Annotated in this window: 12 protein-coding genes and 1 riboswitch; of the genes, 8 read left to right on the top strand and 4 right to left on the bottom strand. The window is 69.8% G+C overall.

Annotated elements, in window-relative coordinates:
- Positions 1-139: 139 nt before the first annotated feature.
- The 8 genes from MFF06_RS02880 to MFF06_RS02845 all read left to right on the top strand — a co-directional run bounded on the left by MFF06_RS02880 (position 140) and on the right by MFF06_RS02845 (position 9480).
- On the top strand, positions 140-604 hold the full coding sequence (locus MFF06_RS02880) for a GatB/YqeY domain-containing protein (protein WP_238201503.1): 465 nt from the start codon (positions 140-142) through the stop codon (positions 602-604).
- Positions 605-842: 238 nt separating this feature from the next.
- The gene (gene dnaG / locus MFF06_RS02875) at positions 843-2729 is read left to right on the top strand and encodes a DNA primase (protein WP_238201502.1); all 1887 of its coding nucleotides are present in this window, start codon (positions 843-845) and stop codon (positions 2727-2729) included.
- Positions 2730-2960: 231 nt separating this feature from the next.
- Complete coding sequence (rpoD, locus tag MFF06_RS02870; RefSeq protein ID WP_238201501.1) at positions 2961-4934, top strand: RNA polymerase sigma factor RpoD; 1974 nt, start codon at positions 2961-2963, stop codon at positions 4932-4934.
- A 57-nt stretch (positions 4935-4991) separates the two neighbouring features.
- Entirely contained in the window at positions 4992-6251 is a 1260-nt protein-coding gene (locus MFF06_RS02865; protein ID WP_238201500.1) for an adenylate/guanylate cyclase domain-containing protein, read from the top strand.
- 180 nt (positions 6252-6431) lie between these two features.
- A riboswitch (TPP riboswitch) is annotated at positions 6432-6560 on the top strand.
- 69 nt (positions 6561-6629) lie between these two features.
- The gene (gene thiO / locus MFF06_RS02860) at positions 6630-7847 is read left to right on the top strand and encodes a glycine oxidase ThiO (protein WP_238201499.1); all 1218 of its coding nucleotides are present in this window, start codon (positions 6630-6632) and stop codon (positions 7845-7847) included.
- Positions 7844-8056, top strand: coding sequence for a sulfur carrier protein ThiS (gene thiS / locus MFF06_RS02855; RefSeq protein WP_238201498.1), 213 nt, complete (start codon positions 7844-7846; stop codon positions 8054-8056). The genes thiO and thiS overlap by 4 nt, the downstream gene beginning before the upstream one ends.
- Positions 8057-8059: 3 nt before the next feature.
- The gene (locus tag MFF06_RS02850) at positions 8060-8860 is read left to right on the top strand and encodes a thiazole synthase (RefSeq protein WP_238201497.1); all 801 of its coding nucleotides are present in this window, start codon (positions 8060-8062) and stop codon (positions 8858-8860) included.
- Entirely contained in the window at positions 8857-9480 is a 624-nt protein-coding gene (locus tag MFF06_RS02845) for a thiamine phosphate synthase (RefSeq protein ID WP_238201496.1), read from the top strand. The genes MFF06_RS02850 and MFF06_RS02845 overlap by 4 nt, the downstream gene beginning before the upstream one ends.
- A gap of 206 nt (positions 9481-9686) precedes the next feature.
- Here the strand turns inward: MFF06_RS02845 and MFF06_RS02840 are convergent, their stop codons facing one another.
- From MFF06_RS02840 to MFF06_RS02825, 4 genes are all read right to left on the bottom strand, one after another.
- Positions 9687-10433 carry a proteasome-type protease gene (locus tag MFF06_RS02840; protein WP_238201495.1) on the bottom strand — a complete coding sequence of 249 codons (747 nt, stop codon included), beginning with the start codon at positions 10431-10433 and terminating at the stop codon, positions 9687-9689.
- A gap of 28 nt (positions 10434-10461) precedes the next feature.
- Entirely contained in the window at positions 10462-11286 is an 825-nt protein-coding gene (locus tag MFF06_RS02835; protein ID WP_238201494.1) for a transglutaminase family protein, read from the bottom strand.
- 54 nt (positions 11287-11340) lie between these two features.
- The gene (locus MFF06_RS02830) at positions 11341-12288 is read right to left on the bottom strand and encodes an alpha-E domain-containing protein (protein WP_238201493.1); all 948 of its coding nucleotides are present in this window, start codon (positions 12286-12288) and stop codon (positions 11341-11343) included.
- Between the two features lie 70 nt (positions 12289-12358).
- Positions 12359-13798, bottom strand: a complete 1440-nt coding sequence (locus tag MFF06_RS02825; protein WP_238201492.1) for a circularly permuted type 2 ATP-grasp protein — start codon at positions 13796-13798, stop codon at positions 12359-12361.
- Positions 13799-13878 lie beyond the last annotated feature (80 nt).

The following is a 13878-nucleotide window of genomic DNA, read 5'->3' as shown; positions in this document are numbered from 1 at the left end:
CGGCGCGCGCGGAGCCCTCCGGCGCGTCTTAAAGACAGTGTGGTGCGGTACGGTCAATGTGGCTGCATCGCGGCCGCCGATCAACGATCCCCGTCGCAGGGCTGCCGCCCGGTCTTCACACACCCACAGGGACTTCACGATGCAGCTGCGCGAGCGATTCACCGCCGAGATGAAGGAGGCCATGAAGGCCGGCGACAAGGCACGCCTCGCCACCGTCCGGATGATCCAGGCGGCCCTCAAGGACAAGGACATCGAGGCCCGCGGCCTCGGCAAGGACCCGGCCTCCGACGAGGAGATCCTGTCGCTGCTCCAGAAGATGATCAAGCAGCGCAACGAATCGGCTGCCGTCTACGAGCAGGGCGGTCGCCCGGAACTCGCCCAGAACGAACGCGCCGAGATCGGCATCATCGAGTCCTTCCTGCCCAAGCAGATGGACGAGACCGAGATGAAGGCCGCCGTCGAGGCGGCGATCCTCGAGACCGGCGCCGCCGGTCCGAAGGACATGGGCCGGGTGATCGGCGCCCTGAAGGGCACCTTCGCCGGGCGTATGGATTTCGGGAAGGCGAGCGGCTTGGTGAAGGCGGCCCTCGCGGCGAAGGGATAACCTTCGACAAAGCCGCCTTTGCGAGCGCAGCGAATCAAACCAGTCTTGGCGCCCAGCTGCGGAGGCGTCCCGCATCCCTGGATTGCTTCGCTGCCGCTCGCAACGACGCTACCCGCAGAACCCCTGCGTCACCTTGGGGTTCTGCCCGCAATCCCCCGCCCCCCTGCGACCCCGGCGTGGGACTCTCCGGGCTCCGGCGCGCTATACTCGCCGGTCCCCGTCTCATCCCGCGAAGCCCGTGCGCTATCCGCCTCACATCCTGGAAGAGATCCGCGCCAGGCTCCCGGCCTCGGCCGTGGTCGGCCGCCGGGTGCAGCTCAAGAAGGCGGGGCGGGAGTGGCGCGGCCTGTCGCCCTTCAACGCCGAGAAGACGCCGTCCTTCTACGTGAACGACCAGAAGCAGTTCTATCACTGCTTCTCCTCCGGCAAGCACGGGGACGTGTTCACCTTCCTCATGGAGACCGAGGGGCTGAGCTTTCCCGAGGCCGTCGAGCGTCTGGCCGGAGAGGCGGGGGTGAGCCTGCCCGCGCCGACGGCGGAGACGCGGGAGAGCGAGAAGAGGCGCGCCACCGCCCTCGACGTGATGGAGATGGCAGCCGCATGGTTCGAGGAGCGGCTGCGCGCCGCGCCGGGCGCGGAGGCGCGGGCCTACCTGGACCGGCGAGGCCTCGGCCCCGAGGTGCGGACCCGCTTCCGCCTGGGCTACGCGCCGAACGATCGCTACGCCCTGCGCGATCATCTCGCGGGCAAGGGGATCGACCGGGCCACGATGGTGGAACTCGGCCTGCTCGCGGCGGGCGAGGACGTCGCCGTGCCCTACGACTATTTCCGCGACCGGGTGATGTTTCCGATCACCGACCTGCGCGGCAAGGTGGTCGCCTTCGGCGGCCGCGCGCTGGCGAAAGAGGTGCGCGCGAAGTACTTGAACTCGCCGGAGACGCCGCTCTTCTCCAAGGGCCGGATGCTCTACAACCTCGCGGGTGCGCGGAAGGCCGCCCATGATCGCGGCACGATCATCGCGGTGGAGGGCTATGTCGACGTCATCGCCATGACGCTGGCGGGCCATGCCGAGACGGTGGCGCCGCTGGGCACGGCCCTCACCGAGGACCAGCTCGCCCTCCTGTGGCGCCACGGCGACGAGCCGATCCTGTGCTTCGACGGCGACGGAGCCGGGGTTCGCGCCGCCCACCGCGCCCTCGACCTCGCCCTACCTCTGCTGGAACCCGGCCGCTCCCTGCGGGTCGCCCTGCTGCCCGCCGGCCAGGACCCGGACGACCTGCTGCGCTCCGGCGGCCCCGCCGCCATCGACCGTGTGCTGGAGGCGGCGATCCCCCTCTCCGAACTCCTGTGGCGGCGCGCCCTGGATTCCGGTCCGATCGACACGCCGGAGCGCCGCGCAGGCCTCGCGCGGACCCTGCGGACGACGGTCCAGGCCATCCGCGACGAGACGGTGCGGCGCTACTACCGGGACGACGTCGAGGAGCGGCTGCGCGGCCTCTCGCCCCAGCCCCAGCGCGGGTCCGGCGGTGCGGCCGGCGGCTTCCGCCGCGACGGCGCCCGGCGCTTCAACGAGCCCGTCTCGCCCCGCCTCAAGGCGCAGCCCAGCGCCTCCGTCACCGCCTCGGCGGGCTTCAGCGACGCCTCACCCGTGCGGGAGGCGATGATCGTGGCGACCCTGCTCGTGAACCCCGAGATGGCCGCCACCACCGCGGAGGACATCGCCGAACTCGACTTCGCTGATTCGGATTGCCGCGCCGTGACGGCGATCCTCCTCGCCTGTGCGGCGGAGACCTCCGTTCCCGATGCGAACCTGTTGCAGGAACGCCTCACCCGGAGCGGTCTCGTCGAGGCGGCGCAGCGGGTGCTCGACCGGGCGCGCTCACGGGAGCGGGCGATGCTCGGCACGCAGGCCGATCCTGCGCAGCGCGCGGACGCGCTCCGCCAAGCCATGATCTTGCACCGGCAGGCGGGAGCGCTACATAGCGAACTTCACGAAGCACGGCAGGCGTTTGAGGCTGATCCGACCGACGCGGGCTGGGCTTGGGTATGCGACGTGAAGGAAAGGCTGGCGACCGTACTCTCGGCGGAGACCGAAGCCGACCAACCGGCGACGGGCGATGCATGAGCACCGTGACTCCGGGTGGGGCGCGGCGCTATAGGCTCCCCTCGGCCGCTGCCATCCGGCAATCGTGGCCTTGGTTAACAATCGGTCAAGCCTAAGGCTTGCATACGGAGGCGGTGTCGGGCGGCTTGCCGTCGCGATCCGGTGACATCTTTTGCATCGCGGCGTCGACGGCGCGGACCGGCCTGCGCGGGCCTCCGCACTCCGCCGCAACGGGACAACAATAGGCTCATCATGGCGACGAAGGCAACGGAACGGGACGAGGCGGACGCTGCACCCGAGCAGCCGACCGACGGGCCGCTCCTCGACCTGTCCGATGCCGCGGTCAAGCGGATGATCAAGCTCGCGAAGAAGCGCGGCTACGTGACCTACGAGGAGGTCAACGAGGTCCTGCCCGAGGGGCAATCCGACCCCGACCAGCTCGAGGATGTGCTGTCGCAGCTGTCCGAGATGGGCATCAACGTCGTCGAGGCCGAGGAGACCGAGGAGGCCGCGGCCGGCGAGAAGGCGGCGGGCGCCGAGGGCGAGGAGGAGGAGGCCGAGGGCGGCGAGGTCGCGGAGGTGACGTCCACCCGCGCAGTCGCCGTCACGACCACCGCCAAGGAACCGACCGACCGGACCGACGATCCGGTGCGGATGTACCTGCGCGAGATGGGCTCGGTGGAGCTGCTCTCCCGCGAGGGCGAGATCGCCATCGCCAAGCGGATCGAGGCGGGCCGCGAGGCGATGATCGCAGGGCTCTGCGAGAGCCCGCTCACCTTCCAGGCCATCATCATCTGGCGCGACGAACTCGTGGAGGGCAAGGTCCTCCTGCGGGACATCATCGACCTCGAGGCGACCTATGCCGGGCCCGACGGGCGCAACGCGCCGCAGCTGGCCGAGGGCGAGGGTGACGGCGACGAGGATTCCGAGCCGGCCGCGCCCGAGGGCGGCGACGAGGAGGACGATCTCGAGAACAACGTCTCGCTCGCCGCGATGGAGGCCGAGATCAAGCCGCGGGTCCTGGAGACCTTCGACTCGATCGCCGCCAACTACCACAAGCTGCGCAAGGCCCAGACGGACAACGCCGCCGACAAGTCCTCGGCGCAAACCAAGAAGCAGGGCGACCTGAAGGACATCGTCGTCACCGACGTGAAGTCCCTGTCGCTCAACAACAACCGCATCGAAGCGCTGGTCGGCCAGCTCTACGCGATCAACAAGCAGCTCATCGGCCACGAGGGCCGGTTGATGCGCTACGCGGAGAGCCACGGCGTCGCCCGCGACGAGTTCCTGCGCCACTACCAGGGCTACGAGCTCGATCCGGCCTGGATGGAGCGCGTCGGCACGCTGGGCGGCAAGGGCTGGAAGAACCTCGTCGAGAAGGGCTCGAAGCAGGTCACGGAGCTGCGCGCGCAGATCCTCGACCTCGCCTCCGAGACCGGCCTCGAGATCGGCGAGTTCCGCCGCATCGTGAACATGGTGCAGAAGGGCGAGCGCGAGGCCCGGCAGGCGAAGAAGGAGATGATCGAGGCGAACCTGCGCCTCGTGATCTCCATCGCCAAGAAGTACACGAACCGCGGCCTGCAGTTCCTGGACCTGATCCAGGAGGGCAACATCGGCCTGATGAAGGCGGTGGACAAGTTCGAGTACCGCCGGGGCTACAAGTTCTCGACCTATGCCACGTGGTGGATCCGGCAGGCGATCACCCGCTCGATCGCCGACCAGGCGCGGACCATCCGCATCCCGGTCCACATGATCGAGACGATCAACAAGATCGTCCGCACGTCCCGCCAGATGCTCCATGAGATCGGGCGTGAGCCGACACCCGAAGAGTTGGCCGAGAAATTGGCCATGCCGCTGGAGAAGGTCCGGAAGGTCCTGAAGATCGCCAAGGAGCCGATCTCCCTCGAAACGCCCATCGGCGACGAGGAGGACAGCCACCTCGGCGACTTCATCGAGGACAAGAACGTCGTCCTGCCGATCGACGCGGCGATCCAGTCGAACCTCCGCGAGACCACGACGCGGGTGCTGGCCTCGCTCACGCCCCGCGAGGAGCGCGTGCTGCGCATGCGCTTCGGCATCGGCATGAACACCGACCACACCCTCGAAGAGGTCGGACAGCAATTCTCCGTGACCCGCGAGCGCATCCGCCAGATCGAGGCGAAGGCGCTGCGGAAGCTCAAGCATCCGAGCCGCAGCCGGAAGCTCAGGAGCTTCCTCGACAACTGAGGCTGCACACTCACGGCGAAGCCTTGCTTTGCCGTGACGGAAACCCACCTTGGCGTCATGCTCGAACGACGTCCGCCTATGCCAGGAGCGCCGACGGCCGACGCGGACGGCTCCGAGACCGGCGACGTCCCCTTCGGCGCGCTGGAACCCTCGGTGGGTATCCGCGACTGGCTGCTGGGTGAGGGCGCCCGCATCGACAAGGCCGAGCACATGCTCGAGGGCCTGGCCGAGCGGCTGATCGCGATCGGCGTGCCGGTGGACCGGGCCTCCACCGCCATCGACACGCTCCATTCGGAATATGCCGGTGTCGGGCGCGTGTGGACGCGCAACGGCGGCGTCACCGTGCGCCTGTTCCCGCACGGGAGCCGTTCGCAGGAAGCCTACCTCCGCAGCCCCTTCGCGGAGGTCCACCAGACCGGCCAATGGCTGATCTTGGATTTGTCCGAGACGCCGGACGACGCCTACGCCATCGTCCCCGACCTCAAGGCCGAGGGCTACACGCACTACGTCGTCGCGCCGCTGTTCTTCACCAACGGCACGCAGAACGGCATCACCTTCTCCACCAAGTGCCCGACCGGGTTCGAGCGCGAGCACATCGCCATCCTGCGCTTCGTCATGCCCGCGCTCGCGGCGGTGATGGAGATGCGGGTGCTGAACAAGCAGCTCGACCACGTGCTGCGCGTCTATGTCGGCGACGAGCCGCACCGGGCGATCCTGTCGGGCGACATCCGCCGCGGGCAGGTCACGCGGATCCGCTCCGCGATCCTGTTCGCGGACATGCGCGACTACACCCGCATCTCCGCCGACATGACCCCGGAGGAGGCGGTGGCGCTCCTCAACGTCTTCTTCGATTGCCTCGTCCCGCCGATCGAGCGGGAGGGCGGCGAGGTGCTGAAGTATCTGGGCGACGGCCTGCTGGCGATCTTCCGTGAGAGCGGCGACGACCTCGGCGGCGCGGCCAAGGGCGCCCTCACCGCCGCCCAGAACGTGCTCGCCGCCCTCGACGAGGCCAACGCCCTCCATCAGTTCCCCGTGCGGATCCAGGCCGGCATCGCCCTGCACCACGGGGAGGCCGCCTACGGCAACGTCGGCTCCGGCTCCCGCCTCGACTTCACGGTGATCGGCCGCGACGTGAACCTCGCGAGCCGGCTGGCCAAGCTCAACCGGGGGCTCGGCGAGGAACTGTTGATGTCCAAGCCCTTCGTGGATTTCCTGTGGGGCGATCCGGTCCCGGTGGGCACCCACGTCCTGCATGGGTTCGAGGAGCCGATGGCGGTGTTCAAGCCGAAGTTCCTGCGGCCGCGGAAGCGGGACTGACACGCTTCGCCGTCGTTGCGGGCGCCCCCTCCCGGTCGGTGGACGTCATTGCGAGCATCGCGAAGCAATCCAGGGCAGCGGGACATGGCCCTGCGTGGCGCATCCCTGGATTGCTTCGCGATGCTCGCAAGGACGACGCCCGGAGGGGATTGACGCTCGGCCCGCCACGGGCCACATCTCGCATGTTCCAGGGAGATCCCCGGCAAGGGGCTGAGAAACCGCTGGCACGCCCGAGAGGGCCTGCGGCGCGGAAATCCTTCGAACCTGATCCGGTTCACACCGGCGTAGGGATTGGACCGCGGCCGTCGCCCCGACAGGCCATCGCTTTTCAAGAAAGCATCCGGCCCCATCCCTCCGCCCGAGCAGCGGAGCGTTGACGTGGTTCTGCCGAGGCCCGAAGCCCCCATCGGACGCCGCCGGGATTCCGGCCTGACGCCCTCGACGGCGAGCCTGCCCGAGCGGGCGGACGTGGCCGTCGTCGGCGGCGGCCTGATCGGCCTCGCCTGCGCGTGGCGGCTCGCCGGGCGCGGGCTGTCGGTGGCAGTGGTGGAGCGGGGCACCCTCGGCAGCGGTGCGAGCCTCGCGGCGACGGGGATGCTGGCGCCGGCCGCCGAGCACGAGCCCGGCTCCGACCCGCTGTTGCCGCTGGCCCTCGACTCCCTGGCCCGATGGCCGGGCTTCCGCGACGACCTCGAAGCCGCCTCCGGCCTGTCCATCGACTACCGGCCTGACGGGACCTTGGTCCTGGCCATCGGCCGCGACGAGGTGGAGCGCCTGCGCTTCCGCTTCGACCTTCAGCGCCGCTCGGGTCTCGACGCCGAGTGGCTGCCGGGGGCCGAAATCCGCCGCCTGGAGCCCGGGCTGCGCCCCTCGGTGACGGCGGGCGTGCGCTGCCCGCTGGATCATCAGGTCGATCCCCGTTTGGTCATGGCCGCCCTGGCGCAAGCCTGCGCGGCGGCGGGGGTGACGCTCGTCGAGAACACACCCGTGACCGGTCTCGACTGGACCGGCGGCGCGGTTACCGGCCTGCGCACGGAGGGCGGCACGCTGCGCGCCGGGACGGTCATCCTCGCCTCCGGCGCTTGGAGCGGGGAGGGCGGGCTCCTGCCCGGCTCCCTCGCCCTGCCGGTGCGCCCGCTGAAGGGTCAGGCCCTGGCGCTGCGCACCACGAAGCAGACCGGCACCCTCTCCCGGATGGTCTGGACCGAGCAGGTCCACATGGCGCCCAAGAGCGATGGGCAGCTCATCGTCGGCGCGACGGTCGAGGATTGCGGCTTCCGGCCGGGCAACACGGCGGGCGGGCTCTATGCCCTGCTGGAGGGCGCCCGCCGGGTGCTGCCGGGGATCGAGGAGATGGAGGTGGAGGCCGTCTGGAGCGGCTACCGGCCGACCTCGGACGACGACGCGCCGATCATCGACACCCTGGCACCGGGGCTGGTGGCCGCCACCGGCCATCACCGCAACGGCTACCTCCTGGCCCCCGCCACCGCCGACGCCGTGGCCGACCTCGTGGCCGGGGGCGCCTTGCCCGACGTGGCCAAGCCCTTCACCCTGGCCCGCTTCGCGCGGCCCGAGCCGCGGCGGGCGGCGCGATGAGGCTTCTCGTCAACGGCGAACCCCGCGAGGTCGAGGCCGAGACCGTCGAGGCCCTGTTCCGCCTCGAGGCGGAGGAGACCGGGATCGAGAGCCCGCAGGGCATCGCCATCGCCCTCAACGGCCGCGTCCTGCGCCGGGCGCAGTGGGCCGACACCGCCATTTCACCGGGCGACCGCATCGAGATCGTCCGCGCCATGCAGGGAGGCTAGAGCATGGACAGCACAGTCACGCCCGTTCGTCCCGAGGACGACGACGCCCTGGTCATCGCCGGGGTGCGCCTGTCCTCGCGCCTGTTCCTCGGCACCGCCGGCTACCCGACGCAGGCGATCATGCGCGACTCCGTCGAGGCGTCCGACGCCGAAGTGGTTACCGCCTCGATCCGCCGGGTGTCGCTGGCCGGGCACGGCTCCGACACGGTGAGCCTGCTGAAGGGCCGCCGCTTCCTGCCCAACACCGCCGGCTGCGAGACCGCCCGCGACGCGATCATGACCGCCGAACTCGCCCGCGAGGCCCTGGACACGACCTGGATCAAGGTCGAGGTCATCGGCGACCGGGAGACGCTTTACCCGGACGTGGCCGAGCTGATCGACGCCTGCCGCCACCTCGTGGACGAGGGCTTCACCGTCCTGCCCTATTGCAACGACGATCCCATCGTCTGCCGCCGCCTGGAGGATCTCGGCTGCGCCGCCGTGATGCCGATGGGCTCGCTGATCGGCTCCGGCATGGGCGTCGCCAACCCGGCCAACATCGAGTTGATCTGCCGCCGGGCGAGCGTGCCGGTGATCGTCGATGCCGGGATCGGCACGGCCTCGGACGCGGTGATCGCCATGGAGCTCGGCGCCGCCGCCTGCCTCGTGAACACCGCCGTGGCCAAGGCCGACGATCCCGTGCGCATGGCCCGCGCCATGGCCCGGGCCGTCGAGGCGGGCCGGGACGCCTACCTTGCCGGCCGCATTCCCCGCCGGGGCCGGGCGGAACCGTCCAGCCCGCAACTCGGCCTCGTCGGCTCGTGAGCCTGCCGTCGCCGCTGCTGGCGGTGACGGACCGCCACGGCCATGCCCGCCCGCTGGCCGCCACGGTCCGGGCGGTGATCGCCGGGGGCGGGCGCTGGATCTGGTTCCGCGACCGGGACCTGCCCCCCGACGAGCGCCGCCGCCTCGGCGAAACGGTTGCGGACACGGTGCGGGCGGCGGAGGGCTTTCTCATCGTCGGCGGCGATCCCGACCTTGCCGTCATCCTCGGGGCGGGGGGCGTACACCTGCCCGGCGGCGCCCCGGTTTCTCCGGTGCGGGACAGGCTCGGCGGGGTGCTGCTCGGCGTCTCGGCCCACAGCCTGCGGGAGGTCGAGGCCGCCGCCTTGGCCGGGGCCGACTACGTGACCCTCAGCCCGATCTTCCCCACCGCCAGCAAGCCCGGCTACGGCCCGGCCCTCGGCCCGGAGGCGATCGCCGCCGCGCGGGGCTTCGGCATTCCGGTCGTGGCGCTGGGCGGGATCGGGGAGGGGACGCTGCCCGCCTGCCGCGAAGCCGGGGCGGCGGGCTTCGCGGTGATGGGTGGGGTGATGCACGGGGAGGACCCTGAAGGCGCCACCCGCGCTCTGCTCGCGGGCTGGGCGGATCGCGGCATCGTTTAGACGAGAGCGCACCCGATCTCCCTCCCCCCTCTGCGGGGGAGGGCGGCCCCCACGTAAGTGGGGGTCGGGAGAGGGGAACCACGCTTCAAGAAAAGGCGGAGCTTATGGTGAGGGCAGCGCCTCATCCAGTGGCGTCGCTCCCCTCTCCCGCCCCCCTGACGGGGGCCACCCTCCCCCGCAGAGGGGGGAGGGATTCTCCCGACGCGCTACGCCGAAGGCCCGTAGGGCGGCCGGGGAATCGCCCGGTGGGCCGCCCGCAAAGCCGCCGACCAGCGCTCGCGCAGATCGTGGAAATAGCCCTCGCCCGCTTCGATGCGGTGGTTCACCTCAAGGCTGAGCGCGTTGCGGCGGGCCAGCGCGATGTCGATGGGCAGGCCGACGCCGAGGTTCGAGCGCATGGTCGAGTCCATCGAGACGAGCCCGACCTTCAGGGCGTCGTAAAGGTCCGTCTGGAACTTCACCGCGCGGTCGAGGATCGGCTTGCCGTATTTGTGCTCGCCGATCTGCAGGAAGGGCGCATCGGTGCTGCACTCGATGAAGTTGCCCGCCGAGTAGATCAGGAACAGCCGCATCGGCTCGTCGCCGATCTGGCCGCCGAACAGCAGCGAGATCGAGAACCGGATGCTCGCCGCCTCGAACCCCTTCTGCTCGATGGTCCGCACCCGGCGGATGGCCCGGCCGATCAGTTGCGCGGCCTGGAACATGGTCGGCGCCTCGATGAGGCGCTGGGGCGGCTCCCCCTCGTCGCCGGGAACCCCCTCCTGCAGCAGGCTCAGCACCGATTGTGTGACCGAGAGGTTGCCGGCCGAGGCCAGCATCATCACCCGCTCGCCCGGCACGTTGAAGTGGTGCAGCTTGCGGTAGGTGGAGATGTCGTCGAGCCCCGCATTGGTGCGGGTATCGGCGACCATCACGAGGCCGTCCTCGACAAGGACGCCGACACAGTAGGTCATGGGACGACTTTTCCGGGATGGGGAGCGTTCAGCATTGAACCGCCGCCTTGCCTTGCTCGACCCGGAGCTTCACGTCCAGCGTCTCGGTCCCGCCGCCCACGCGGCTCCCGCGGATCGGCGCGGCGCCGAAATAGTCGAGGCCCATGGCGAGGCGGATGTAGCCCTCCGAGGGGCTGAGCGAGTGGACGGCGTCGAAGGCGACCCAGCCGAGATCGGGCACGTAGGCCTCGGCCCAGCCGTGCGGCGCCTCCACCTCGGCCTCGCCGTCCTCCCGGGCGCGGTAGCCTGCGACGTAGCGGGCCGGGATGTCGAGGTGGCGGGCGCCCGCGATGAAGACGTGGGCGATGTCCTGCGAATTGCCGCAGGCGGCCGCCAGCGCCTTGGCGGCGGGGACGGCGGCGGTGGCCGGGCCGGGCTCGAAGCGCACGGCACCGTTCACCGCTTCCATGAGCCGGTGGAGGGCGGTGAGCGTATCGGCCGCAGCATCGGCCGCGTCGTGGGCCAAGGCGTGCAGTTCCGGGCTCGCCACGCAGAAATCCGTCTCGCGGAGGTAGAACAGGTTGGGCAGCCGCTCCACCGCACCGCGCACGACGCCGGCATTGTCGTCGGTGTCGGCCTCGCCGGTGACGCGGATCGCCAGGGCCTCGGCGGGCTCGTCCGGCGTGAACCAATGGACGATGTTGCCGAACCCGTCCTCGCGGGCGGTCAGCCGCCCGTCGACGGAGGTGTCGATCCGCCACTTGCGGACATATTGCCCGTCATGGTCGCGCGGCGTGAGCCGCAGGATCTGGATCAGACCCCGTGCCGGCTGCTCGTAGGTGTAGCTGGTCTCGTGGACCACGCGGATGCGCATGCGCGTTTCCCGCCCGTCTCGTTGCCCGTCGTTCCGGTGCCCGTCCCGTCGAAATCAGCCGACGAGATACTGCTTGGCGATGGCTTCGCCCACCCCGTTGTTCTGCGCGATGAACGATTCGACGTACTCGTGGAGGCCGGCTGCGAAGATCCGGTCGATGTCGTCGCTCTCGAGCTTCGCCAGCATGTTGCCCGCCAGCCGCTGGCTCGGCCCCCGCCGCCCGTAGGCGTCGGCGATGAGGTCGAGATACTCGACGATCACGCCGTAGCAGTTGGCGAAGGAGCGGGGCATCTGCTTGTTGAGGATCAAGAGGTCGGCCACCAGCAGCGGCTTCACGCTTTCCCGGTAGACCCAGTGATAGGCCGTGAGCGCCGAGACCTCGCGCAGGATCGTGGTCCACTGGAAGTAGTCGAGGCTGCCGCCGATCTTCTCGTCGTGCGGCAGCAGGATCTGGTACTTCACGTCGAGGATGCGGGCGGTGTTGTCCGCCCGCTCGATCGCGGTGCCCAGCCGCGTAAACCAGAAGGCGTCGTTGCGCAGCATCGTGCGGAAGGCCGAGCCGTCGTAGGTCAGCGAGACGGTTTTCACCCAATCGAGGAAGCGGCCGAACTCGTCGCGGTTCAGGTCGCGCCCGGCATAGCCGCGCAGTTCGAGCCACGCTCCGTTGATCGCGTCCCACATCTCCGTGGTGAGGGCGGTGCGCACCGAGCGGGCGCTCTCGCGGGCCGCCTCGATGCAGGAGCGGATCGAGGACGGATTGTGCGGGCTGAAGGCGAGGAAGTCGCACACCGTGTCGGCGTTCACGACGCTGTAATGCGGCTTGAACAGGGCCGGGTCGCCGGCCGAGGCCAGGGCGGATTCCCACTCGTTGGTCTCGCCCCCGCCGTAGCTGGAGGGGAGGGCGGCGAGGCGGTGCGCGGCGTCGAGGATGCGCGCCACGAAGTCGGCGCGCTCGACGTAGCGCGAGAGCCAGTAGAGGTTGTCGGCGGTCCTGGAAAGCATTGTCCGGCTCGATCGTCCCGGCCCGGAGGCCGTCGCAGAAGGTTTGGCGGAGGGTCGCGGCGGCGGGGGTTCAGGCGTCGAGCACCCAAGTGTCCTTGGTCCCGCCGCCCTGGCTCGAATTCACGACGAGGGACCCCTCCTTGAGCGCGACGCGGGTCAGGCCACCGGGCACGATCCGGATCTCGTCCGCCCCGCATAGCACGAACGGCCGCAGGTCGACGTGGCGGGGGGCGACGCCCGAGGCGACGAAGGTGGGGCAGGTGGACAGCGAGAGCGTCGGCTGGGCGATGAACCCGTCGGGCGCATGGCGCAGCTTCTTGGCGAAGTCGTCGATCTCGCGCTTCGAGGCGTGGGGTCCGACCAGCATGCCGTAGCCGCCGGAGCCGTTGACCTCCTTCACCACGAGGTCGGACAGATTGTCCATCACGTAGGCAAATGCCTCCTTCTCGCGGCAGCGATAGGTCGGAACATTATGCAGGATCGGCTCTTCGCCGGTAAAGAACTTCACGATTTCCGGCATATAGCTGTAAACCGCCTTATCGTCCGAGATGCCGGTGCCGACCGCGTTGGCGAGCGTCACGGAGCCTCGTTCGTAGGCATTCATGATGCCCGGCACGCCCAGCACCGAATCGGGGCGGAAGACCAGGGGATCGAGGAAGTCGTCGTCGAGGCGGCGGTAGATCACGTCCACCTTCCGCGGCCCCTCCGTGGTCCGCATGTAGACCACGTCGTCCTTGGTGAAGAGGTCCGAGGCCTCCACCAGCTCGACGCCGAGCTTGTCGGCCAGGAACGAGTGCTCGTAGAAGGCCGAGTTGTAGCGGCCGGGGGTGAGCAGCACCACGGTCGGATCGCGGGTGGCGGAGGCCGGGGCGAGGCTTCGCAGCGTCGCCAGCAACGCGTCGGGATAATTCTCGACGGGCGCGACCCGGTGCTTCGAGAACAGATCCGGGAAGAGCCGCAGCATCACCTCGCGGTTCTCGAGCATGTAGGAGACGCCCGAGGGGATCCGGGCGTTGTCCTCCAGGACGAAGAAGTCCTTTTCGCCGGTGCGGACGATGTCGATGCCGGCCACGTGCACGTAGAGGTCGTGCGGCACCCGGAAGTTGCGCATCTCCATGCGGTAATGGGCGTTCTTGTAGACGAGGTCGGCGGGGATGATGCCGGCCTTGATGCATTCCTGCGCGCCGTAGACGTCCTTGAGGAACAGGTTCAGCGCCGTGACGCGCTGCTTCAACCCGGCCTCCAGGAAGTCCCATTCCGGCCGGGTGATGACCCGGGGGATGATGTCGAAGGGGATCAGCCGCTCGGTGGATTCCGTGTCGCCGTAGACGGCGAAGGTGATGCCGATGCGGCGGAAGAGCAGTTCGGCTTGGCTGCGGCGGGTGTTGAAATGCTCGGGCGGGGTGGTGTCCAGCCAGGTCTTGAGCCGGGCATAGGCCTCACGGAGGGTCGCGGGATCGGGCGCGCCGTCGACCAAGCCGTTCATTTCGTCGAAGGCCGCCACCGCCATGCTGTTCACTCCCCCATACGCCACCGCTTGGAGAGGCAAGAGGCGCGCCATTGAGTCCTAGCGTAGCGGCCTCTCGCCCC

This window comes from Methylobacterium aerolatum (assembly GCF_022179085.1).
Classification (GTDB): domain Bacteria; phylum Pseudomonadota; class Alphaproteobacteria; order Rhizobiales; family Beijerinckiaceae; genus Methylobacterium; species Methylobacterium aerolatum.
This window is presented reverse-complemented; position numbering and strand designations above follow the sequence as displayed.